Annotated in this window: 17 protein-coding genes; 10 read left to right on the plus strand and 7 right to left on the minus strand. The window is 70.4% G+C overall.

What is annotated here, in order from left to right:
- Position 1: 1 nt before the first annotated feature.
- Both SSMG_RS38605 and SSMG_RS38610 read left to right on the plus strand, forming a co-directional pair.
- Positions 2-877, plus strand: a complete 876-nt coding sequence (locus SSMG_RS38605) for an ATP-binding cassette domain-containing protein (protein ID WP_037716303.1) — start codon at positions 2-4, stop codon at positions 875-877.
- The gene (locus SSMG_RS38610) at positions 874-1,641 is read left to right on the plus strand and encodes a hypothetical protein (RefSeq protein WP_009085286.1); all 768 of its coding nucleotides are present in this window, start codon (positions 874-876) and stop codon (positions 1,639-1,641) included. Before SSMG_RS38605 ends, SSMG_RS38610 begins: the two co-directional genes overlap by 4 nt.
- A 7-nt stretch (positions 1,642-1,648) precedes the next feature.
- On the opposite strand, the gene SSMG_RS38615 is transcribed toward SSMG_RS38610, so the two are convergent.
- From SSMG_RS38615 to SSMG_RS38625, 3 genes are all read right to left on the minus strand, one after another.
- A complete protein-coding gene (locus SSMG_RS38615; protein ID WP_199786114.1) occupies positions 1,649-2,278 on the minus strand; it encodes a hypothetical protein in 630 nt (209 codons plus the stop codon).
- Between the two features lie 50 nt (positions 2,279-2,328).
- A complete protein-coding gene (gene leuS, locus SSMG_RS38620; RefSeq protein WP_009085290.1) occupies positions 2,329-5,217 on the minus strand; it encodes a leucine--tRNA ligase in 2,889 nt (962 codons plus the stop codon).
- 159 nt (positions 5,218-5,376) lie between these two features.
- Complete coding sequence (locus SSMG_RS38625) at positions 5,377-6,537, minus strand: esterase-like activity of phytase family protein (RefSeq protein ID WP_037716305.1); 1,161 nt, start codon at positions 6,535-6,537, stop codon at positions 5,377-5,379.
- A 65-nt stretch (positions 6,538-6,602) separates the two neighbouring features.
- Between SSMG_RS38625 and SSMG_RS38630 the strand changes: the two genes are divergently transcribed.
- A complete protein-coding gene (locus tag SSMG_RS38630; protein ID WP_009085294.1) occupies positions 6,603-7,022 on the plus strand; it encodes an SdpI family protein in 420 nt (139 codons plus the stop codon).
- Here the strand turns inward: SSMG_RS38630 and SSMG_RS38635 are convergent.
- Positions 7,019-7,591 (minus strand): YqgE/AlgH family protein, encoded by a 573-nt coding sequence (locus tag SSMG_RS38635; protein ID WP_086025034.1) that lies wholly within the window; start codon positions 7,589-7,591, stop codon positions 7,019-7,021. The two genes, SSMG_RS38630 and SSMG_RS38635, sit on opposite strands and share 4 nt — an antisense overlap.
- Before the next feature lie 1,513 nt (positions 7,592-9,104).
- On the opposite strand from SSMG_RS38635, the gene SSMG_RS38640 reads away from it, so the two are divergent.
- From SSMG_RS38640 to SSMG_RS38660, 5 genes are all read left to right on the plus strand, one after another.
- Positions 9,105-10,397, plus strand: coding sequence for an MFS transporter (locus SSMG_RS38640; RefSeq protein ID WP_037716308.1), 1,293 nt, complete (start codon positions 9,105-9,107; stop codon positions 10,395-10,397).
- Between the two features lie 80 nt (positions 10,398-10,477).
- A complete protein-coding gene (locus SSMG_RS38645) occupies positions 10,478-10,780 on the plus strand; it encodes a hypothetical protein (RefSeq protein WP_009085300.1) in 303 nt (100 codons plus the stop codon).
- A gap of 29 nt (positions 10,781-10,809) precedes the next feature.
- On the plus strand, positions 10,810-12,177 hold the full coding sequence (locus SSMG_RS38650; RefSeq protein ID WP_037718692.1) for a TNT domain-containing protein: 1,368 nt from the start codon (positions 10,810-10,812) through the stop codon (positions 12,175-12,177).
- Positions 12,178-14,406 carry an ADP-ribosylglycohydrolase family protein gene (locus SSMG_RS38655; RefSeq protein WP_009085303.1) on the plus strand — a complete coding sequence of 743 codons (2,229 nt, stop codon included), beginning with the start codon at positions 12,178-12,180 and terminating at the stop codon, positions 14,404-14,406.
- Positions 14,407-14,530: 124 nt separating this feature from the next.
- Positions 14,531-16,423: a TNT domain-containing protein gene (locus tag SSMG_RS38660; protein WP_009085305.1), complete on the plus strand. Its 1,893-nt coding sequence runs from the start codon at positions 14,531-14,533 to the stop codon at positions 16,421-16,423.
- Here SSMG_RS38660 and SSMG_RS38665 read toward each other — a convergent pair.
- The 3 genes from SSMG_RS38665 to SSMG_RS38675 form a co-directional block, all read right to left on the minus strand.
- Complete coding sequence (locus SSMG_RS38665) at positions 16,409-17,242, minus strand: hypothetical protein (RefSeq protein WP_009085307.1); 834 nt, start codon at positions 17,240-17,242, stop codon at positions 16,409-16,411. The two genes, SSMG_RS38660 and SSMG_RS38665, sit on opposite strands and share 15 nt — an antisense overlap.
- Complete coding sequence (locus tag SSMG_RS38670) at positions 17,227-18,552, minus strand: sensor histidine kinase (protein WP_009085309.1); 1,326 nt, start codon at positions 18,550-18,552, stop codon at positions 17,227-17,229. The genes SSMG_RS38665 and SSMG_RS38670 overlap by 16 nt, the downstream gene beginning before the upstream one ends.
- A 110-nt stretch (positions 18,553-18,662) precedes the next feature.
- Positions 18,663-20,108 carry a CCA tRNA nucleotidyltransferase gene (locus tag SSMG_RS38675; RefSeq protein WP_009085311.1) on the minus strand — a complete coding sequence of 482 codons (1,446 nt, stop codon included), beginning with the start codon at positions 20,106-20,108 and terminating at the stop codon, positions 18,663-18,665.
- Between the two features lie 101 nt (positions 20,109-20,209).
- Here SSMG_RS38675 and SSMG_RS38680 point away from each other — a divergent pair, with 101 nt between their 5' ends.
- Positions 20,210-20,716 carry an NUDIX hydrolase gene (locus SSMG_RS38680; RefSeq protein WP_009085315.1) on the plus strand — a complete coding sequence of 169 codons (507 nt, stop codon included), beginning with the start codon at positions 20,210-20,212 and terminating at the stop codon, positions 20,714-20,716.
- Positions 20,717-20,731: 15 nt separating this feature from the next.
- Positions 20,732-22,897 (plus strand): DUF6049 family protein, encoded by a 2,166-nt coding sequence (locus SSMG_RS38685; RefSeq protein ID WP_009085317.1) that lies wholly within the window; start codon positions 20,732-20,734, stop codon positions 22,895-22,897.
- The last annotated feature ends 353 nt before the right edge of the window (positions 22,898-23,250 follow it).

A 23,250-nucleotide genomic window follows, 5' to 3' on the forward strand; every position in this document is an offset into this window, starting at 1 on the left:
GTTGCTGCACGTCCACGAGCTGGTGAAGGTCTACCGCCAGCGCCGGGTGGTCGACACCGTGTCGTTCAGCCTGCGGCCGGGCACGGTGACCGCGTTCCTCGGCCCGAACGGCGCGGGCAAATCGACCACGCTGCGGATGATCTGCGGCCTGACCACGCCGACGTCCGGCACCGCGACCATCGCCGGCCGCCGGTTCGGCGAGTGGCCCAGCCCGGCGCACGTCGCGGGCGTGCTGCTCGACGCGTCCGCCGTGCACCCCGGCCGCACCGGCAGGCATCACCTGCTCAACGCCGCGAAACTGATGCGGCTGCCCGCCGCCCGGGTGGACCAGGTGCTCGGGCAGGTCGGTCTCTCCGACGCGGCGAACCGGCGGATCGGCAAGTACAGCCTCGGCATGCGGCAGCGGCTCGGCATCGCGCAGGCGCTGCTGTGCGATCCGCCGGTGCTGATCCTCGACGAACCGATCAACGGCCTCGACCCGGACGGCATCCGCTCCACCCGGCAGTTGCTGCGCGGGTACGCCCAGCGCGGCGGCACCGTGCTGCTGTCCAGCCACGTGCTGTCCGAAGTGGACCAGACCGCGGACCGCGTGGTGATGATCGGCCAGGGCCGCGTCGTCGCCGACGGTCCGCTGGAGAGCTTCGCCGGACCGGCCCGCACGCTGATCCGCACCGCTGACCTGCCCCGGCTGACCTCCGCGCTGGGCCAGGCCAGGCTCGAACTGCGCCAGACCAGCGTGGACGGAGTGTCCGTCGCCGCTCCGATGAAACAGGTGTCCGACCTCGCGTTCGCCGCCCGCGTGCAGGTGCTGGAGCTGCGCGAGGAACAGCAGAACCTGGAAGAGCTTTTCTTTCGGCTCACCGGAGGAGCCCGATGATCCCCGCGCAAGCGCCCGCGTGGCAGGCCCCCGCTCAGCGGCGCGCGTCGTTCGGCACCGTGGTGGGCGTCGAACTGCGCAAGATGACCGCGACGGTGGCGGACAAGATCCTGGTGCTCTCCGCGCCGCTCCTGCTGGTGATGCTGTCGCTGCTGTTCTTGCAGGGCGGACTGCGCGACTACACGCTCGACAAGCAGTTGCTGCCGGTGTTTCTCACGATCCGGCTCGGCGCGGTGCTGATGAACGTCGTGCTCGTGAAGCTGATCGCCGCGGAATGGCATTACCGCAGCGCGCAGCCGACCCTGCTCGCCCAGCCGTCGCGGCTGCGCTACGTGCTCGCGCAGGCGACCATCGCGTTCGGGGTCTGGCTGGTCACCTCGGGGCTGAACCTGCTGATGACCTTCACCTACTACCGCAGCCGGCTCGACGCCTACGACACCCAGTTCCTGCTCGAAGCCCGGCCGGGCGCGATGGTCGCGACGATCCTGCTCGGCGGGTTCTGCATGACCCTGTTCGCGGTCACCATCGGCTGGCTGATCCCCAACACCGCCGGAGCGATCACCGCCTACGTCCTGCTGTCGCTGCTCTTCGTGTTCCTGCAGAGCGGAATCGACTACGCGGGCTGGGTCGATCCGGCCGAACCCGCGCGGCAGCTCGCCGGGATCGCCAAGCACGGACCGGTCGCGCTGGCCACGTCGCTGGCGGTGTGGATCGGCCTGGCCGGGGTCGCGATCTGGCGGGCGGGCACGCGAGAAGCGGCGTGAGCCCGGGTCAGCCGGCCAGCGAGCCGCCGCCGGGGTCGACCGTGTTCAGGTAGTCCTCGGCGGCTTTCCGCGCGTCCGGACAGAACTGCTGAGCGGTCTGGCGGTCGACGTCGAGATTGTCGCCGGGGACCGGTCCGCGGCCCGCTTCGGTGCCGACCCGGACGGTGAGCACCTGCAGCGAACCGGTGTTCACCGCGACCACGCAGCCGTAGCCGTCGAGCTGGGAAACCGCGTAGTAGCGATCCATGACCAGCATCCGGCGGAAGTGGTGGACACTGTAGTCGTAGACCTTCCACCAGCCGGGCCACGGCTCCGGGATGCGCTGGTCCGGGTCCATCGCGCCGACCGCGACCTGCGTGCCCGCCGACCGCTTCATGACGCAAGCCTTGGCGTACGGGTTGTACATCGGCGAACTGCCGCCGAGGGCGCCCAGCAACTGCGGGTTCTTCTCGAACTGCGAACAGTCGCCGGGGAACAGCTTCGGCCGGCTCGTGAGGACCGGCAGCGTGTCGTAAGCGATCGAATCCGCCGGCAGCCGCGGCGCGGGCTTCCCCGGCGGCGGAGCGGGCGCGACGGCGCACCCGGAAAGCACTGCCGCCGCCACGAGGATTATCGCGGTGCTCGCTCGGTTACGCACGGGCAGCACAGTACCGGCCCGGGATCGGGTCCCGGGCCGGAACGCGCATTTCAGAGCACGATGTTGACCAGCCGGCCCGGCACCACGATCACCTTGCGCGGCGTCTTGTCGCCGACCAGCGCGGCGATCTTCTCGTCCGCCAGCGCGGTCGCCTGCACCGCGTCGTTCTTCGCGTCCGCGGGCACGGTGATCCGCGAGCGGACCTTGCCGTTGACCTGGATCGGGTACTCGACCGAGTCCTCGACCAGGTACTTCTCGTCCACGACCGGGAACGGCCCGTGCACCAGCGAATCGGCGTGGCCCATCCGGTGCCACAGCTCCTCGGCGATGTGCGGGGCCAGCGGGGCCAGCAGCAGCACCAGCGGTTCGGCCAGCTCGCGCGGGGTCGCCGCGGCCGATCCGTACGCCTTGGTCAGGTGGTTGTTCAGCTCGATCAGCTTCGCGCCCGCGGTGTTGAACCGCATCTCCGCGTAGTCCTCGCGGACCCCGGCGATGGTGCGGTGCAGCAGTTTCCGGTCCGCCTCGGTCGCCTCGTCGGCCGAGACGCGCAGCTCGCCGGTCTGCTCGTCGACGACCAGGCGCCACAGCCGCTGCAGGAACCGGTGCGCGCCGACGACGTCCTTGGTCGCCCACGGCCGCGACATGTCCAGCGGGCCCATCGACATCTCGTACACGCGGAAGGTGTCCGCGCCGTAGGTGTCCGACATTTCGTCCGGCGTCACGGCATTCTTCAGGCTCTTGCCCATCTTGCCGTATTCCTGCTTGACCTCTTCGTCGCCGAAGAAGAACTTGCCGTCGCGCTCGACGACGTCCTCGGCGGGCACGTACACGCCGCGCTTGTCGGTGTACGCGAACGCCTCGATGTAGCCCTGGTTGAACAGGCGGCGGTACGGCTCCTTCGAGGACACGTGGCCCAGGTCGTACAGCACCTTGTGCCAGAAGCGGGAGTACAGCAGGTGCAGCACCGCGTGCTCGACGCCGCCGACGTACAGGTCGACGCCGCCCGGGTCGTCCACGCCGTGCTCGGCCGGACGCGGGCCCAGCCAGTACGCCTCGTTCTCCGGCGCACAGAACACGTCCTGGCTCGCCGGGTCGACGTAGCGCAGCTGGTACCAGCAGGAACCGGCCCACTGCGGCATGACGTTGGTGTCGCGGCGGTACTTCTTCGGCCCGTCGCCCAGGTCCAGGGTGACCTCGACCCAGTCCTTCGCGCGCGACAGCGGCGGCGACGGTTCGGAGTCGGCGTCGTCCGGGTCGAACGTCTTCGGCGAGTAGTCGTCGACCTCCGGCAGCACGACCGGCAGCTGGTCCTCGGGCAGCGCGATGGGCAGGTTGTTCTCGTCGTAGACGATCGGGAACGGCTCGCCCCAGTAGCGCTGGCGGGCGAACAGCCAGTCGCGCAGCTTGTACTGCACGGTGCCCTCGCCCGCGCCGCGGTCCTCCAGCCAGGCGATGATCGTCTTCTTCGCGTCCGCGACGCCCATGCCGTTCAGGTCGACGGAGTCGTTGGCCGAGTTGATCGCCGGGCCGTCGCCGGTGAACGCCTCGCCCTCGAAGCCCTCGCCCGGGTCGACCGTGCGGACGATCTCCAGCTCGAACTTCTTCGCGAAGTCGTAGTCGCGCTGGTCCTGCGCGGGCACCGCCATGATCGCGCCGGTGCCGTAGCCCATCAGCACGTAGTCGCCGACGAAGACCGGGATTTCCTTGCCGTTGACCGGGTTCACCGCGTAGGTGCCGGTGAAGACGCCCGTCTTCTCCTTGTTCTCCTGCCGGTCCAGATCGGACTTGCGGGAGGCGGCGGCCCGGTACGCGGCGACGGCCTCGGCGGGCGTCTTCGCGCCGCCAGTCCAGGTCTCCGGGTGCTCGCCCGGCCATTCCGCCGCGGTCAGCTTCTCGACCAGCGGGTGCTCCGGCGCGATCACCATGTAGGTGGCGCCGAACAGGGTGTCCGGACGGGTGGTGAAGACCTCGATCTTCTCGTCGCCCGCGGCGAACGAGACGCGCGCGCCCTGGGAGCGGCCGACCCAGTTGCGCTGCATGGACTTGACCTTCTCCGGCCAGTCCAGCAGCTCCAGGTCGTCGACCAGACGGTCGGCGTACGCGGTGATCCGCATCATCCACTGGCGCAGGCTCTTGCGGAACACCGGGAAGTTGCCGCGGTCGCTGCGGCCGTCCGCGGTCACCTCCTCGTTCGCGACGACGGTGCCCAGGCCGGGGGCCCAGTTCACGGGCGCCTCGGAGATGTAGACCAGCCGGTGGTCGTCGATGATCTTGCGCTGCTCGACGGTGCTCAGCTCGGCCCACGGACGGCCGTCCGGCGTCGCGCGCTCACCCGCCGCGTACGCCTTCTCCAGCTCCTCGATCGGACGCGCCTTGCGGGCGTCCTCGTCGTAGTAGGAGTTGAAGATCTGCAGGAAGATCCACTGGGTCCACTTGTAGTAGTCCGGGTCGATCGTCTCGATCGACCGGCGCTCGTCGTGGCCCAGCCCCAGCCGCTTCAGCTGGCGGCGCATGGTGGCGATGTTCTGCTCGGTCGTGGTGCGCGGATGCGTTCCGGTCTGCACCGCGTACTGCTCGGCGGGCAGGCCGAACGCGTCGTAGCCCAGCGTGTGCAGCACGTTCCGGCCGATCATCCGGTGGTAGCGCGCGTAGACGTCGGTGCCGATGTAGCCCAGCGGGTGCCCGACGTGCAGGCCGGAACCGGACGGGTACGGGAACATGTCCTGCACGAACAGCTTGTCCGAGGGCACCGGCTCGCCCGCTTCCGCGAGCGGGCCGACCGGGTTCGGCGCGTGGTAGGTGCCGTGGTCGGACCAGTGGTCCTGCCAGCGCTGCTCGATCTGCCCGGCCAGCTCCGCGGTGTAGCGGAACGGCGGGGCGTGCTCAGCGTCCGCGGCGCTCTTCGCCGCGGCCCCGGTGGCCTCGTCAGACCCTGTCATCGCCGTCTTCCTCCGTGTCGAGCCACTCCCAGAAACAACTCGACCCCCCAAGCCAGAAGGCATGAGGGGTCGCCGCGCCGAGCCGGTCATCGGACCAGGTCAGCGCGGCAGGCCAAGGAGCAGCCGAGCCGTGTTCACGCACTCATCGTAACGCCCTGGTCAAAGCCGTTCCGACGGGACCGCCAAAGCGACGACCTGGGTGACTTGGGACGCGGAGAAGTTGTTGTCGCTCACGAGCACGAGACTGCGCTCGCCGGACGGCAGCGCCGGGCCCCAGGTCATCCCCTCGATGTTGTCCACAGTGGAGAGCGGCAGGTCGGAGAGGTCGGAGAGCAGCTTCTTCTTGACCGGCTTGACGTTCTTCGCGTCTTTCAGCGACGAGGTGTGCAGGACGTTCGTGGCACCGGTGGTGTCGATCTCGAAAATGCGCACCTTGTTGCCGGCGCCGGTGACGAAGGACCGCTCCATCATCAGGAATTTCGTCGGATCCGCCTGGTTCACCGCGAGCATCGAGGAAACACCGGTGTCCGCGAACCCGGTAGCGGGCTTCGGAGCGGCGAAAAGCTTCTCCTGCGGGTACGCGTACTGCGCCAGCACCGGCCCGAACCGGCTCTGCAGTGTGATCCTCGACAACGCACCCGACGTCGGCGTGGGCGGCGGTCCGTCCTGGAGCAACGGAGCTTCGACCTCGCTGGCCAGCAACGTGCCGAACCCGGTGTAGGCGAGGCCTTCGAGGACGTAATTGCGACGCGGACCAGCGTCCGGAGTCATCCGCTCGTTGGCGGGCAGCGGCAGGTCGCGGACGTAGTGCCCGTCGCGAGTGGCTTCGCGAATGGACGGCTGGATCAGGTGCTGGTCCGCGAGCCGATCGCCTTCCTGTGACCAGACGTAATGCCCGGTCCACGGGTCGACTCGCAGTTCCTCGGGGTCGATCGTCTGCTCGTTCTGCGGAGCGGCCGGATCGTTCTTCGCGAGCGGCGGATAGGGGGTGCCGTCCGGGCGCAGCAGCGGATGCGTGCCGGTGAAGGTGACCGGACCCACACCCTTGGCGCCGACGTCGAACTTCGCGGTGTAGAAGCGGGCCGGGTTGATCGCGGAGCGGTCGTCGCTGATGAAGACGTACCCGCCGGTGCGCGGATCGAAGTCGACCGAGGACAGTCCGCCGACCGTGGTGCCCTGGAACTGCAGGTTGTGCGGGACGAGCTGCTCGCCGAGCAACCGGACCGGACGCGGTGAAGCATCTGCGGTTGCGGGGACGAGCAAGGACAGCGTGACGATCCCGGCGGCGGCGAGCAGCCGGTGTCGCGTGGACGAAGACATGGCCCGTAGCACAGCCGACGAGGGTATCCGGGACATTGCCGCGAGGTCACGCTTATCCTCAGGGGGTGTTCGCTATCGCGCTCGTCCCGATCGTCCTTGGTGTCGTCGTCGGCTGGGGTGGATTCCTCGGCGTGCGCGGACGGCTGAGCAGGGCAAGCGGGGCCGGAGTCCGGACCGAAGCCTCGATGCGCAGCGAAGAGGCCTTCAAGCTCGCCAACCGGGTCGCCGGAATCCCGACCCTGGCCGGCGGAGCCGCCGCGGTCGTCTGCGGACTCGCCGGACTCGCGATCCCCGCCACCGCGGGCCTGGTCGCCGCCGCGATCGTCGGCTTGCTCGGCCTGCTGGTGATGGTCGTCGCCGGAGCCCGGATGGGCGCCCGAGCCGCCCTGACCGTGCCCGCCCCGTCGCCGGTTCCGGCCGGCTGCAGCGGCTGCGCGTGCGGCGCCGGCGGCTGCGGAGTCCTGCAGAAGTCCAGCGAGGCCTAATTCCGCTGCAAATCGCCAGGATGGGTGGCCAGCAACGCGAGCGGCACCCCCTGGCGGCGCAGCACCTGACCCCAGAGGTCACGGCTGGGCGGCGCGAGAATGTCGCTCGGCAGAGCAGGGACGATCACCCAGTCCTCGCGCTCGATCTCACCCGCGAGCTGCCCCGAATCCCACCCGGCATAGCCCGCGAACACGCGCACGCCCCGCACCTTCGGCACCAGCACTTCCGGATCGCTGTCCAGATCGACGAGCGCGACCGGCCCCCGCACCGCGACCACGCCCGGCACACTGGAAGCGGTCTCCCCAGTCCGCAACGCGGCGAGACACAACGCGGTCTTCTTGTCGACCGGCCCGCCGACGAAAACCGACTGCGGCTCCGCGACATGCGCGCCCCACCCCGGCAAGACGTCGTTCACCGGAACATCAGACGGCCGGTTCAAGACCACCCCGAGCGTGCCCTCCGCCCGATGATCGATCACGAACACCACCGTCCGCTTGAAGTTCGGGTCGAACATCGTGGGTGCGGCGACCAGGAGCGTTCCCGGTTCAACCTCGGCGTCCGCTGGCACGCTCCCCATGATCCCATCACCCGCCGAGGGAAATCCTCCCGGCACGGGAACACCAGCACCACCCGCCCCGTTGAGAACAGTGAGCCGGCGCACTCGTGTCCCCCGGGCTCACTGAAGAACCGCCTTTGTGGAATACCGGTCCGGCCGGAGCCACACTGCGCCAAGCCGCCGAGAGGCGAAACGAGTGCGCCGGTGTTGGCTCGTCCTGTTCGGTGCTTCGCACCTTCCCCCTTCACCGGCGCCGTGTCGCCCGGGGGGCCGAGCCCCCCGGACCCCCGCGGTGCCTTCGGTGCGGTTTTCGGGGTGGGCGGGGGCGGAGCCCCCTTTGCTTGGGATCGGGTGGTGGGGTGTGTTTTTCGGTTCGGTTGGTGGCTGGGCTACGGCCCGGTGGCAGTCGTTCTGTGTGGTTACGGGGCGGGGCTTGATTTCTTTCGCCTCGGGTGCCGACTGTTGGGGCTGTTAGCCGCATCGTGACCTGCTCGGTTAGCCGTTTCGTGCCACGGCGGGCGGGTCTTCATGCTTCTGTTCAGGAGGTCAGGGCAACCGCATCACGACCTGCTCTGACATCCTGCGGGCTTGGAAACCTTCGCGCCGTTGCGGGCGGGCCTTCATTGTTTTCCCTCGGTGCCGATCGCTGGGCCTGCTAGCCCCACCACGACTTGCCCGGGAAGCCGGTTCGGGCCATTGCAGGCGGGTCTTCATTGCTTCCGCCCCAGGTGACGATCACCGGTCCTGCTCGCCGCACCACAATCTGCCGAAGCAGTCGGTTCGGGACCACTGCCCGCGGGTCTCCATCGCTTCCGCCCAAGGTGACGATCGCCGGGCCGCCGCACCACAATCTGCCCGAGCAGTCGGTTAGGACCACTGCAGGCGGGTCTTCATTGCTGCCGTCCCAGGCGACGATCGCCGGTCCGCCGACCCACCGTCTGTGTCGGAAGCCGTTCCTGCTGCGGCGGGCGGGGTCTTCATCGCTGCTGTCCCAGGCGGCGGTCGCTGGTCTGAGCACCACCATTTGCCTGGGGGGTCGGTTCGGGCCGCGGCGGGCGGGGCTTCGTTGCTGCGTCCCGGGTGCCGACCGGGCTAGGTCGGGCAACTGCGCCATGACTTGTCCCGACGTTCTGCGGGCCGGGAAGCTCTTCCGGGGTGTTGTGGGCGGGTCGTTATCGCTCTCGGTCCATGGGCCCACCGCCGGGGTGGCACGACTGCCTGGGCGGTCGGTTTGGGGCGTTGTGGGCGGGTTTTCTCGCTTTTGCTCCACGTGCTGGCTCTCGGGTTGGGCAAACGCGTCGCAACCTGTTTTGAGGTTCCGCGGGACCGGAGGTTTCTTCCGGGGCGTTGCGGGTCGTTATTGCTTTCGCTCTGGTGCCTGCCGCCGGGTCGTTCGCTGCACCACAACCTGCTCCAGTCGGGGCGTCGTGGCTTCGCCTCGGGTGTCGGGCCTGCTGACTGGATGCGTGGGCCGGGGCGTCTCAGAGGGTGGGGGAGGGGTGGGTGGATCGGTAGGGTTTCAAGGGTGGGGGAGCGCGCGCGTGGGCGGGTGCCGTTGTTTCGGCGGTTGTTGTTGACTCGGTTCGCGGCTCAGTGGGGGGACGGGGTCTTTCGGGCCGGACTGGCCGGGGCCGTTTTGTTCAACCCGGAGCGGGCGGCGGATCCGTTGGCTATCGCGGAGGGGTTCGCGGCCTTGCTGCTGCCTTATTCGCTGGTCGGGCCCTTCGCGGGGGCGTTGCTTGATCGGTGGGATCGGCGGCGGGTGCTCGTGTTCGCCAGCTTGGGGCGGGCCGTGGCGGTCTTGGGTTCGGTTGTTGCCGTGGGGGCTGGCGTCGGCGGGATTGGGTTGTTTTCGCTCGCGCTGCTCGCCGAGGGGTTCAGTCGGTTTATCGGGTCGGGGTTGTCTGCTGCGTTGCCGCACGTGGTGGAGGCGCGGGCGGTGGTTTCGGCCAATGCGGTGGTGGCGACGTTCGGGTCGGCGATGGCGGTCGTCGGGGGCGGATGTGCGATCGGGCTGCGGGCGGTGTTCGGGTCTGGCGACGTGGGTTCCGCCGAGACCACGGCGTTTGCTGCCGTAGGGGCGTTGTTGTCGGCGTTTCTCGCGCATCGGTTCGCGAAGGGTGTGCTGGGGCCGTCTGTGGTGGACGAGCCGACTAATCCTCTGGTGGCGGTCGCGCGGGGGCTGGCTGATGGGGCGCGGCATGCGTGGCGGGCGCCTCGGGTTACGGCTGGGTTCGTCGCGTTGTTCTCGCATCGGGCGGCGTACGGGATTTCGTTGCTGCTCAGCGTGTTGCTGATGCGCAATTACTTCGCTGACGACGGGATCTTCCGCGCGGGGTTGCCCGGGCTAGGGCAGCTGGTCGCGTGCGCGGGGGCGGGCATTCTCGTCGCGGGGCTGGTGACGGCGCGGCTGATTCGGTCGCTGGGGCGGACGCGGGCGGTGCTGGGGTCGTTGTTCGTTTCGGCGGTCGCGCAGGCGGCGCTTGGGTTGCCGATGGTGCTGCCGTTGGCGTTGATCGCGTCGTTCCTGATCATGGGGACCGGCCAGGTCGTGAAGCTGTCCGTCGATTCGGCGGTACAACTGGACGTCGCGGACGAGGCCCGCGGGCGGGTCTTCGCGCTGTACGACACGCTCTTCAACGTCACCCAGGTAGCGGCGGTTTCGGTCGCGGCGATCTTCGTCAAGGACAACGGATATTCGCCTGAGCTGATGATTGTCGCGACCGCGCTCTATCTGCTCGGCGGGGCCGGATATCTGCTGGCCCGCCGTCGCCGCGGTGATTCGCTGGCGCAAACCGTTGAAGCCAAACGGGGGTAGTAACTCACCGTCTGGCATTAGGGTGACTTGTGACCCGGTCGAGTTAATCTCGGCCCGCGCAACCGACACGGGGGGCCACCGTGAGCACCATCGGCGACGACCGTGCCCGTCTCGACGCCGCTCCAGCTGTCCTGACCTCGCCCGACGGGCTCGTCCGCGCTACCGCCGGACCCGCCGGCACGCTCGGCCGGCTTGAATTCGCCCCGGACGCCTTCGAGCGGACCACGCCCGCGCAGCTCGCGTCGACCGTCCAGGCACTCGTGCAGCATCTGGCCGACGTACCCGAACCGCAGCACAGCTCCTCGATGCCTGCCCCGCGGCCGACCCCGCGCCGCGTCCGTCCGCGCGGAACCGTTCCGCAGAACCGACGTCGCGGGTCCTGATGTCGTCCGCTCCGGACGAAATGATTCACGTGGAACCAACGAGTGCCGGACAGCAGGCACTCGTCGAGATCGGCCGGTTGCTCAAGGCGCACCGGGCCGATCCGGACGCGCCGGCCGGAATCGGGTTCGCCCAGCTCGGCGACCATTTCGAGGTGCAAGCCCGCAACACCGTCGCCGGCACCGAGGTCGTCCAGCGGCTCACCGCGTTGCGCGCCGAGATGTACCAGCAGGGCCGCGGCACCTGGATCCAGGCGCGCTACGTGCTCACCCCGGACGGCGCGTTCGACTTCGACTACTTCACCGAGGACGAGCCCCCGTGGACGACGCCGCCCGATTCGTCCGCCTACCTCGCCGAACTCACCACCTTCCCCCGCGACGACGAGCACCTTCCCGACTGGTGGCGGCTGCACGTCGGCCTCCCGCTCGGCGTCGTCTTCCGGCACGCCGCCACCGGTGCCGAGACCCGCGAACCGCTGTCGGAGGAAGAACTGCCGCTCGTGCTGCGGTATCTCGAGCGCGAGGCCGAGGTCGGCACGAAACACCGCACCGACGGCACCTGGATCTGGCCGGTGGAGGTGGCCGAGCAGCTGCGCGAGAACGGGATCGCGCCCGAGCCCGACCTGCTCCAGCACATCCGTGACCTGCGCTTTCACCCGCCGTACGTCGAACCTCTGGTGCGCCGCACGGCGGAAGCCGACCTTGCTGGGAAACCGCGTCCGCGACCGACCCCGGACGACGTCCAGCGCACCGCGGGCGACGTCGCCGCGGAGCGGGAAACCAACCCGGACCCGGTCCTGTCCGACCCCGAACTCCTGACCCACCTCGGCCACCGGCTCGACTCCTTCGGCATCTGGCCTGACGTCCGCTGCCTCGGCGGCCGAGAGTCCGGAAAATGGAGCCTCTACCAGGTCAAAGCCGGTTGGGCAGTTGTCGCTCCGGACGGTCGCGACCACATCTTCGCCCGCCTCGAAGACGCCGCTCAACAGCTGCTCGGCGCGTTGCTGCTGCATCCCGCCCGCGCGACCGGCGGCCGCGAAACCCCGCTGGAAACGGCGCGCGAAGTCGCCGACTGGCCGGTCCAGCCCGTGCCGGGTGACCCTCCCCTCACGCTGCTGCGGAACAAGAGACTCACTCGGTTGGCGGAAGGTACCGTCGTTCTGCGATTCGGCGAGGAACCCGGCAACCTGGTCCACCACCGGGCGGTACGGTTCGCGACGACGTCCCTGCCACTCGAACGGGAGCGCATGACCAGCACTTTTCGCCTCCGAAGATCACTCCATGTGATTACCGGGGTGACGGTGCCCTGGGCGAACCTTCCCGGGGGCGCGGTGGCGTACGTCTTGCCCAAGCCGATCGCGGAACACGAGTCCGACGGAAGCCTGGAGAGGATCGAGTAGGTGGAAGCGGCGGAAGCGGTGGAGAAGGTCGGGAAGTGGTTGCGCGCCGTGCACGGCCCCGAGGTCTCCGGGCCGGGCGGCCTCCGGGTCGACCACGACCGCGTGCTGCGGGTCCCCGAAGGCTGGTCGATCCCCTACAACACCGTCGCGTTCCTCGACGACGGCCGTCCGGACAAAGAGCTGTTCCCCGCCCCGTCGGTGCTCGTGCGCGAGCCGGACGGGGAGCTGCGCCAGGCGCATCCGCATCCCGGCGGGCTCAGCACCCCGGTCGCCTACCCGGGCCAGGAGAGCTGGCGCGAGGTCGTCGACCCGGAGTACGCGAAGGCCGGGCTCGGCGAACTCGGCGTGCCGCTGCCCGCGGTCGCGGGCTGGGTGAAGGTCGACAACGACGGCCACCAGACCGGGGACGAACGCGAGAACCCGGAGTACAAGGCCGGTCCGATCCGCCGCGGCTACCCGAAGCCGGAAAACCCGCTGGAAACCCTGCTCGCCTTCGCGAGCGTCGGCTGGCTCTCGCGCGAACAGCTGCTGATCGGGCTGCTGCGCTGCGAAGTCTTCGTGCCCTTCGACCTCAAAACCGGCGCGACCGACCGGTTCTACTTCTCCGAGGAACGCAACGAGCTGCGCGTCTTCAGCTCGACCCGGCATCTGCCCGCCCGCGAGCACGCCTGGTGGCGAGTCGACTTGGCGACCCTCGCTGAATTCGAGCACCCGCCGAACCTGGTGATCAACGGCGGTCCGGCGACTTTCGAGGACGTCGCCGGCGCTGAGCTGACCGCGATCGCGAAGCGGTTTCCCCGGCAGGAGCCGCGGGTCGACGAGAACGGCCGCTGCCCGGAGATCGAAGAAGACCTGGAGAAGTTCGCCGTCGAAACCGCCGCGCGGATCGGGCTGGACAAACCGGTCGACGTGCCGAAGGCGGCCGCGGAACGCGCGCGGCGGCACGGTTTCGAGCTCACCGCGGACGAATGCCGCAAAACCGTCCTCGGCCGGTCGTGGCTGCGCCGGTTCGAACAGCCGGAGCCGAGCCGCTCGCGGCCGAACGACCTGCGCGCCAATGGGCTCGTGCCGTCCTGGGACAACGAGGGCCGGATCGTGCCGAGGCTCGACACGTTCGGCAAGTACCCCGAGATGAGCCTGGAGAACTTCCGCTACGGCTGGCAGCGGGTCGTCGGCGCGTGGGTCGGCTTCGCGCTCGGCGAGGCGCTCGGTTCGGCCGTCGACCGGATGCGGCTCGACGAGATCGTCTCGACCTACGGCCCGGACGGCGTCCGGGACCTGCCGCTCGCGTTCGACCAGCCGGGCCGGATCGGCTCGATGACGCAGCGGCTGCTTTTCCTCACCGAGGCGGTGATCCGCAGTCCACACCGCGAACAGCCGGAGTCGCGCGACGTCGAAAAGCTGTTCCCCGGCGTGGTCCGCGGCGCACTGGGCCGCTGGCTGCACACGCAGGGCGCGGCGATCCAGAACGCCGACGGTTTCCTCGTCAAGGTGCCCGAACTGCACGCCCGCCGCGCCATCGACGACGCCGAGCTGAACGCGTACTTCGCGCTGGTCACCGGCGATCCGCAAGCCGCGCCGCTGTCGGGTCCGGCCGCGCTGCTCGGCGCGCTGCCCGCGGTGCTGACCGCGGCGGGTCCGGGCACCGGGTTCAGCGGCGGCATCGGCCAGGTCGTGCGCGATCTGGCCGGCGTGACGCACCAGCCGGACGACGTCGCCGCCGCGACCTACCTGGCGTGGGTGTTCGAGAAGGCGCTCACGAAGGATTCGTTCAGCTATCCGGTGTGGAATCTGTCCCGCGAGGTCCTCGAAGAGCACGACGGCCCGGAGTGGGGACCGGTGCGCGAACTGGTGGCCGAGGCGGTGCCGTTCTTCGGCGAGCACGGCCTGCCGGACCTGCGGATGCCGGAGCTGATCGGCGACGGGCACAGCACGCTGTCCGTCCTCGGCCGTTCGTTCGCCGCGCTGTCCGGCTTCGAGAATTACCCGGAACAGGCCATGTTGCGCGCGGTGAACCACTCCGGCCGCAGCGCGCTCACCGGCGCGTTGACCGGTGCGCTGCTCGGCGCGCGCGTGGGCGTCCCCGGCCTGCCCCGGAAGTGGGTCGAACAGCTTGAATTGCACCACCTGATCGAACAGGTGGCGACCGACGCGCTGTGGCATTTCGACCGCCATTCGGCGCGCAACGCACTCGGCGACGCCTGGGTGCAGCGCTACCCACGACACTGATCGGTCACCCGAGCAGGTATTTGTGGGCGCATCTTCTCCCGTCTCCGGTGACCGATGGTCGGGTCGTGACCCGGTCGGCTAAGTTCGTTGCGGCTACACGGGGGACTTCGGGGAGGAACCAGACGTGCGGTACCGGGTGGAATCGGGAGAACGCCCAGACGGCCTGTACGCGACGCTCGACGAACGCACTTTCGCGGCACAGCGCTCCACCACCGACGGCACGCTGCTGCTGACCGTCATCGGCGACGAGGAAGCGCCCGAGGGATTCGACCGCGAGCACGAGGGAAAGTCGGCGAGGGTCGTCCTCGCGAACGAGGTGCCCGCGACGTTCGACCTGCGCACCTACGTCGAATACGACGACGAGCTGTTCGAGGTCGCGCCGGGCGACCAGCCGAATCTGACGCTGCGCTGGACGCGGCACGATCCGCTGCGCGCCGCGCAGCTCGGGCTCACCGATTTCTCGGTGACCGTCCCCGGCAAGCAGCTCACCGGACTGTGGCTGACCCGGCACGACTACGGCGAGCCGAAAGCCGAGATCGACGGCGGCGACCAGACCCGGATCCTGCGCGGGATCGGCCGCACGCTGCGCCAGGTGCCCGGCGGGTGGACGCGGGTCGCGGCGCAGTTCCGGCAGGTCGGCGACTACGCCGAACTGGAGGTCCGCGCGGTCGGCGACGAGAACGGCCCGGTTTCGGTCGCGTTGCCCGGCACGCCGCAGCTGAGCACGTTGTTCTCCCAGCTGCGCGCCGCGATGTACCAGCCGGAGACCGGCACTTGGTTCCAAGGCACCTTCACGCTCGACGCCGATTCGCAGTTCGATTTCGACTTCGACGCCGACCAGGAGCCGGACTGGCGGCTGCCGCCCAACGACGCCGGCGAACCCGCCCGCGAGTCCTATCTCGTGGAGCTGACCCGGTTCCCGCGTCCGGACAAGCACCTGCCGGACTGGCTCGGCGCGAAAGCCGGGCTGCCGCTGAGCATCGGCTTCCGCCAGGCCCGGCCGGTCGACGCGCACAACGAGGGCGAGCGCCCCGTGGTGAACCGGCCGCCGGTGCCGCCGGACCAGGTCCGCGGCGTGCTCGACTACCTGTTCCGCTCGCCCGTCGTCCTGCACCGGCCGGTGCCGCAGCCGGACCTCTTCGCGCCCGGCGCGCCGCCGGACGTGCCGCAGGCCTTCCACACCGACGGCACCTGGATCTGGCCCGCCGCCGTGCCGCACTACCTGCGCAAATACGGCGTTCCGCCGGAGCCGGAGCTGGTCGAGCACATCCGCGCCGCCGGGTTCCGGCCGCCGATCGTGCGCGACCTGGTGCGCGCGACCGCCGAGGCCGACGTGCTCGGCAAACCGCGTCCGGGGCGTACCGAGGCCGACATTCCGGACGACAGTTCGCTGGCCCGGGCGGTCCGCGGCGAGCCGAACCGCGGGTTGCGCGCGGCCGAGACGTTGGCGCTGCTGCAGCAACGGCTTGTCGAGCACGGCGTGCCGTCGTCGGCGTACCGGATCGGCGCGGACGAGGTGCCCGCCGAGGGCGTGTGGACGTTGCGGCGCGCGGAAAACCGCTGGGAGGTGTCGCGTCCGCCGTCGGTGGAGCCGGTCGCGTTCGCCAGCCTCGCCGACGCGGCCCGCTTCCTCCTCGGCACGCTGCTGATGCTGCCGCCGCAGGCCCCGGACGAATCCGATCAGCCCGCGGACTGGCCGATCCTGCCGATGCGCGGCGAGCCGCCGCTGTCGTTCTTCCGCGGCAAGCGGATCGTCGCGCTGCCCGCCGGCACGACCGTGGTCCGGTTCGGGCCCGACGCGGGGAACCTGGTGCACCCGAACGCGGTGCGGTTCCTCGAAACCTCGCTGACGCCGGACCGCGAACGCGACCGGCACGAATACCGCGTGCAGCGCACGATCCGGGTGCTGACCGGCGTCACCGCGCCGTGGGGCGGGCAGCCCGGCGGCGCCGTCGCGTACCTGCTGCCGCGGCCGATCGCGCAGCACCTCGAACAGGGAGCGCTATCCCGGCTGTGAAGCCGTGATCAGCACGGCGGGCGACCACCAGTAGTCCGCGAGCGGTTCCACTGTCACGTCGGCGAACCCGGCGGCCTCGAGCTGCCGGGTCCACTCCGCGGCCGGATGTTCCCAGTTCGTCCGCGCCGTCCCGGCCGCGACACCCAGCAACACCGGCAGCAGAAACCCTTGTGCCACCAGGGAAGCCTGCTCGCCGTATTCGGCGACGCCCCGTTCGTACCGCTGCGCGAGCGACTCCAGGTCAGCGGTGTCCGGCACGTCGAATTCCGCCAGCACCAACCGTTCCGTCCGCGATCGCAACGCGCTCAGCACCGCGGCCCGGACGGCGGGCTCGATCGACTGCAGCGCGAACGTCGATTGCGTGAGGTTCCACGTGGAACCAGTCGCGGCGAGAAAGTCCTGCGCGGTCCGGGAAAACCGGCGCGCACCAGGGATTTCGACGTCGGCGAGCAGCGCCTCCGACGGTTCGACGAGGTCGATCCGCTCCGGCCGGAACGAGGCCCGCGCCAACGCCGGTTCGATCGCCAGCCCGTCGCCGCAGCCCAGATCCAGCAACGCTTCCGGACGCCAGGAGTCGTACCGCGCAGCCAGTTCTCCGCTCAACCGCCGGTACAACTCGACGTTCCCGCCGCCGCGAATGAACGCCGTGAACGCGGCGGGCTGGTCGTACACCGGACCGCTCGGGCCCGCCGCGAGATACGTCGCCAGCTCTGCGCCCAGCAGCGTCCCGGAAGCCGAAGCAAGCGCACCCGCGCGTTCGACGTCCCCGTCCCGGTACGCCGCCAGCGCCCCGGCCACCCCGCTCACAGCGGCACCCACAACGTCACCCTCGTTCCGCTCCCCGGACTCGATTCGACCAGCGAGGTCCCGCCGACCTCGGCCAGCCGCGCGGTGATCGACTCGCTGATCCCGAAGCCAGCCGGCCGTTCGTGCGGGCTGAACCCGGTGCCGTGGTCCCGCGTGATCACCGCGATCCCGCCATTGCGTTCCTCCACGCGCACCACGACCTTGTCCGTCTCCGCGTGCTTCATCGTGTTGCGCATGGCCTCCCGCACCGCATCGCGGATCGCGATCTGCCGGACCTCGGACAGCGTGTCGTCATCGAGTTCGGCGATCACCAGCTGCGCGCGCAGACCGTCGCGCGCCATCTCCGCGGCCAGCGCCGCGAGCTTCTCGCCGAGCGGCCGCGCGCCTTCTTCGGCCCGCTGCGCCGCGGCGGTCTCGATCGTCTGCCGCAGTTCGATCGCCTGCGCGCGGGCCAGCCGCTGCACCTCGACCAGCCGCTGATCCGAATCCCCTGGACCGCCGAGCGCGATCGCTTCGAGCGTCTGCAGCACCGTGTCGTGCAGCATCCGGTGCTGCCGCGCGCGTTCGGCGAGCCGCCCGTTGCGGATCCCGTACGCCAGCGCCAGCCGGATCCCGAGCCCGAGCAGGATCAGCGCGCCGGTCGCGGTGAACAGGACGCCGAACATCGTCGGATACAGCGACGCGGCCTGCGCGAAATCGAACGTGCCGTGGTTGAACAGGTCGGACAGCAGCCGCACCGGCAGGCTGAGCACCGCCAGGCCGAGCCCGGACGGGATGCCGACGGCGAGCGTGAGCAGGGCGACGCTGCCGAACAGGTGCTTGTCCGCGACGCCGACCGCGTCGTGGAACACCGCGGGCGACACCGTCGCGCCCGTGAACAGCTCGAACGTGAGCGTGGCCACGAGGTCGACCAGCAGCAGCCGCCCGGCGAGGTCGCTGCGGAACGGGGCCCGGCGCATCATCCAAGCCAGGCCGAACGCACTCAGCGCGACCGAAAACGCGGTCACGATCGCGACCGACGCCAGCCCGGCCGAACCGTGCTTGACCGCGTACGAAACGAACGTCGCCGGCACCACCAGCAGCCGGTAGACGAGCGGGACCAGCACCACGTACCGGGCCGCCCGCAACAGCAGGCCGTCGTGCTGCCGGTCGTCGACCGGACCGGCCATCCGCGAGATCCGCTGCAGCGCCCGCACCGGGGTGGGATCGGCGATCTCGTCGGTCAGCCCGGTCGTCGCGGTCGCCAGCGCGGGCGTGCCGCGCCGCAGCAGCATGACGAGAAAGCTGGCTCCGCGCCGGTCCCCGTCGTGCTGCCGCGCCATCGATCCCCCCGTTCGGTTCGAGACAGGGAGTATCTCGGCTGGCCGGGCGATGATCCAGAGGCCAAAGGGGGATCGTGGTGAACCCGCGATCCCGAATTCACTTCCCGGGACTATTCGCCCGAGCCGAGCCCCTCGGTCTTCGCCCATTTCTTCAGCTCGGCGACCGCCTCGTCGTGGTCGAGCGGACCGCGGTCGAGGCGCAGCTCCTTGAGGAACTTCCAGGCCCGGCCGACCTGCGGGCCCGGCGGGAGGCCGAGCAGCCGCATGATCTCGTTGCCGTCGAGGTCCGGCCGGACGCGGTCGAGGTCCTCCTGCTCCTTGATCCGCTCGATGCGGGCCTCGAGGTCGTCGTAGGTCGCCTGCAGCGCGGCCGCCTTGCGCTTGTTGCGCGTGGTCGAATCGGCGCGGACGAGCTTGTGCAGCCGGGTCAGCAGGTCGCCGGCGTCGGTGACGTAGCGGCGGACCGCCGAATCGGTCCACTCGCCGCCGCCGTACCCGTGAAACCGCAGGTGGAGGAACACGAGCTGGGAGACCTGCTCGACGATCTCCTTCGAGTATTTCAGCGCGCGCAAACGTTTGCGGGCCATCCGCGCGCCGACCACCTCGTGGTGGTGGAAGCTCACGCCGCCGCCGGGGGTGAACTCGCGGGTGGCCGGCTTGCCGATGTCGTGCAGCAGCGCGGCCAGCCGGAGCACGAGGTCCGGTTCGCTGGTCGGCTCGTGCGACTTCTCGAGCGCGATCGCCTGCGCGAGCACGGTCAGCGAATGCTGGTAGACGTCCTTGTGCTGGTGGTGCTCGTCGATCGCCAGCCGCATGCCGGGCAGTTCGGGCAGCACGCGGTCGGCCAGCCCGGTGTCGACCAGCAGCTCCAGGCCCGGCCGCGGGTCGGGGGCGAGCATCAGCTTCGACAGTTCGGTCTGGACCCGCTCGGCGGTGATCCGGTCGATCTCCTCGGCCATCGACGTCATCGCCTCGACCACGCGCGGCGCGGCGGTGAAGCCGAGCTGCGCGGAGAACCGGGCGGCGCGCATCATCCGCAACGGGTCGTCGGCGAACGACTCCTGCGGCAGCGCCGGGGTGTCGAGCACCTTCAGCCGGAGCGCGTCCATGCCGTCGTGCGGGTCGATGAACGTCTTCCCGACCAGGTCGATCGCCATCGCGTTGACGGTGAAGTCGCGGCGCAGCAGGTCGCCCTCGATGGTGTCGCCGAAGGTGACCTCGGGGTTGCGGCCGACGCGGTCGTAGCTATCCGCGCGGAACGTCGTGATCTCCAGCGTCGTGCCGTTCTTGGTGACGCCGACGGTGCCGAACGCGATGCCGACGTCCCAGACCGCGTCGCCCCATTCGCTCACTATCTGCAGCACCCGGTCCGGACGCGCGTCGGTGGTGAAGTCGAGGTCGCTCGACAGCCTGCCGAGCAACGCGTCGCGCACGCTGCCGCCCACCAGGTACAGGCTGTGGCCGGCGCGGGCGAAGCGCTCGGCCAGCTCGTCGGCCAACGGGGACACTCGCATCAGTTCCGTCACCGCGTTCTGCTGGGCGACCAGGTTGTTCACTCGAATCCCACCACGAAAATGGCGCCGCCACCGCGGACGCCGCCGGACACGGACACGGAGAGCCAGAGTACCCGGGCGGCCGTTTGCTCTAGCATCGCAGCATGTCTGGATCTGCCGGTCGCGCCGGACCGCCGACGCCGCGCCGGCGGCGACGGCGCCACCGCGGCAGGCGGCTGACCACGGTCGACGAGACCTCGGCGGGCGGACTGGTCGTCGACCCGGAGCGCGAACGCGCGGTGCTGATCGGGCGGCTCGACCGACACGGCAGACTGCTGTGGTCGTTGCCGAAGGGCCACATCGAGGACGGGGAAACGGTGGAGCAGACCGCGGTGCGCGAGGTGAAGGAGGAAACCGGCATCTCCGCGCGCGTCCTGCACCCGCTGGGCACCATCGACTACTGGTTCGTCGCGCAGCAGCGCCGGGTGCACAAGACCGTGCACCATTTCCTGCTCGAAGCCACCGGCGGCGAACTGTCGGACGAGGACGTCGAGGTGACCGAGGTCGCCTGGGTTCCGCTGGCCGAGCTGGAGACCACCCTCGCCTACGCGGACGAGCGCAAGCTGGTGCGCGGGGCAGCGGAACTTTTCGCGCCCGACGAGCGCGGCTGAGAGGGAGCACCCGAAGTGAAGCGGCCCGCCGCCTTCTTGCTGTCCTTGCTGATCGTCGCCGCCACCGCGTTGTTCGGTGCGCCGGCCGGCGCGCAGGAGAACTCGTCCGGGGAACCGGCCCGGCTGCGGCTCGACCTCGGCCAGTTCTCCCCGCGCCTGGTCACCAGCTCGGACCAGGCCATCACGGTGACCGGGACGGTCACCAACACCGGGTCCCGGCGGATCGTCAAGCCGATGGCCCGGCTGCAGATCGGCGAACGCCTCGCCAGCCCGCGCGCGATGGACTCGGTGCTCGCCGGGAACCCGGTGCAGGACAGCCCGCTCACCGACTTCGTGTCGCTCGCCCCGGAGCTGGAACCCGGCCAGAGCGCCCGGCTCGACATCACCGTGCCGCTCACCGGACCGCGCGGCGCGGCGCTCCGGCCGGGCGTGTACCCGCTGCTGGTGAACGTGAACGGCACCCCGGAGTACGGCGGCCCGGCCCGGCTCGCCGCGGTGAGTTTGCTCCTGCCGGTGCTGTCCACCCCGGGCCACGCGAACAACCAGGCGACGCAGCGGCATTCGAAGGTCGCCGTGCTGTGGCCGATCACCGACAGCACCCCGCACATCCAGTCCGCGCCGTTCGGCGTGCCGATGACGCTCACCGACGATTCCCTCGCCGACGAACTGAGCCCGGGCGGACGGCTGTATTCCCTGGTCTCGGCGGCGCGGGCGGCACAGGAGAACAACCAGAAGATCGGCAGCTCGCTCTGCTTCGCCCTCGACCCCGACCTGCTGCGCACCGTCGACGCGATGCGCAACGGCTACCGGGTCAGCGGCGGGGTGGCGGGCAAGGGCGCGGACGCCGCGTCGAACTGGCTGGCGGCGCTGCGCGCGCTGGTCACCGGCCGCTGCGTGATCCCGCTGCCGTTCGCCGACGCCGACCTGACCACGCTGGGCAAGATCCGCGGCGCGGACGGCAACCCCGACGCCGGTCTCCTGACCACGGCGTTGAACGGCACCGCGACGATCCGCGAGGTGCTCGGCGTCGAGTCGAAGAGCGGCGTGCTGTGGCCGGGCGGCACGCCGGACGAGAAGGCACTCTCGGCGATTTCGTCGGGCGGCTACCAGACCGTGCTCACCGACAGCGGCAAGCTGCGCGCGGGCGGTGACGACGAGACCGTCACCGGCGCCGCGACGCTTTCCGACGGCCTTCGCGCGCAGCCGACCAACTCGATGGCCACCGCCGGTCTCACCGGATTCCTGCCGAGCCCGCAGACGCCGACCACCTACAGCGGTGCGTCGCAGCGCGCGGTCTCCACGCAGAACGGGCTCGCCGCGATCGCCTTCGAAGCCGGGCTCGGCCGCACCGAGGGCGCCACCAGCGGACCGCTGCTCGTCGCGCCGCCGCGGCGCTGGGACGCCACCACCGACGAGCTGAACGCCTTCCTGTCCGGGCTCGGCAAGCTCACCGCCGCCGGCGTGACGGCCGGTTCGACGCTCGACGACCTGCTGGGGAGCCCCCCGGACGGCAGCGCCTCGCTGGTCGCCGGCCCCCGGTCGGACGGCGGCGCGGCGGTCGCCGACCAGCTGTCCGGCCTCGACCAGGACGCCGCCAGCCTGATGTCCGCGATGCAGGTGGACCAGCGGAACCGGGTCGAGCCGAAGGCGATAGTCGGGCCGGTGCGCGACGCGCTGGTCCGCGGCAGCTCGACCGCGTTCGGGCCGTCCGGCGTGCCGTCGTCGGCCTCGGCGAACGCGACCGCCGAACTCGCCGCGATCCGCGACCAGGTGACCGTCGAACAGCCGAAGCAAACGATTGCGCTCGCGTCCGGGTCCTCGCCGCTGCCGGTGTACGTGCACAACGACCTGCCGGTCGGCGTCTCCGCGCAGATCGCGCTCAAGAACAACATGGGCGTCCGGCCGGAGCAGGCGGCGAAGAACTGGCTCTTCCCGGCCAAGGGCGGGCAGACCAAGTACGTGCAGATCGAGGCGCTGCGGGCCGGTCACCTGTCGGTCGATGTGTCGTTGACCACCCCATCGGGCACAGATCTCGGCGCGACCGCGCGGTTCGAGCTGACCTCGACCGAATACGGCCCGATCACCATCATCGTCACCGTCGCCGCTGGTTGTGCGCTGCTCCTGCTCGCGTCCCGGCGGATCTACCGGCGGATCAAGGAGGGCCGGAGCGGCACGCCCTGACATCCGGCGGGGGCCGGGTGCGCGCGCCCGTTCCCGATTACCCTGGGTCGGCGCTGCCACAATGGCAGGGAGCCAGGGGACCGCCGAGGATTGGGCACGCGTTGGACAAAGAGCCGGGGTCAGCCACCCGAGCGTGCGGGGCGTCCTCGGCGGGACGGCGCGGCGCCGAGGCGGAGCGACCAGCCTCGGCCGCGCGGTTCGGGACGCCCGTCGCCAGCCGCCGCCCCCTCCTCCGCCGCCGCCCGCCGACCGCAGGCAGCCGCCGCCCAACGGCACCCGCCGGATGCCGTTGCCGGACGACCGCCCGCCCGGCCGAACGTCCGCCCGCCGACCGAGTGCCCGTCGACCGGGCT

The sequence above is a fragment of the Streptomyces sp. AA4 genome (genome assembly GCF_000158875.1).
GTDB lineage: Bacteria > Actinomycetota > Actinomycetes > Mycobacteriales > Pseudonocardiaceae > Amycolatopsis.

Coding starts and splice junctions, on each gene's coding strand:
- SSMG_RS38670 (WP_009085309.1), bottom strand. CDS start 18,552: ATGGCGCGGCAGCACGACGGGGACCGGCGCGGAGCCAGCTTTCTCGTC.
- SSMG_RS38625 (WP_037716305.1), bottom strand. CDS start 6,537: ATGTCTTCGTCCACGCGACACCGGCTGCTCGCCGCCGCCGGGATCGTC.
- leuS (WP_009085290.1), bottom strand. CDS start 5,217: ATGACAGGGTCTGACGAGGCCACCGGGGCCGCGGCGAAGAGCGCCGCG.
- SSMG_RS38680 (WP_009085315.1), top strand. CDS start 20,210: ATGTCTGGATCTGCCGGTCGCGCCGGACCGCCGACGCCGCGCCGGCGG.
- SSMG_RS38610 (WP_009085286.1), top strand. CDS start 874: ATGATCCCCGCGCAAGCGCCCGCGTGGCAGGCCCCCGCTCAGCGGCGC.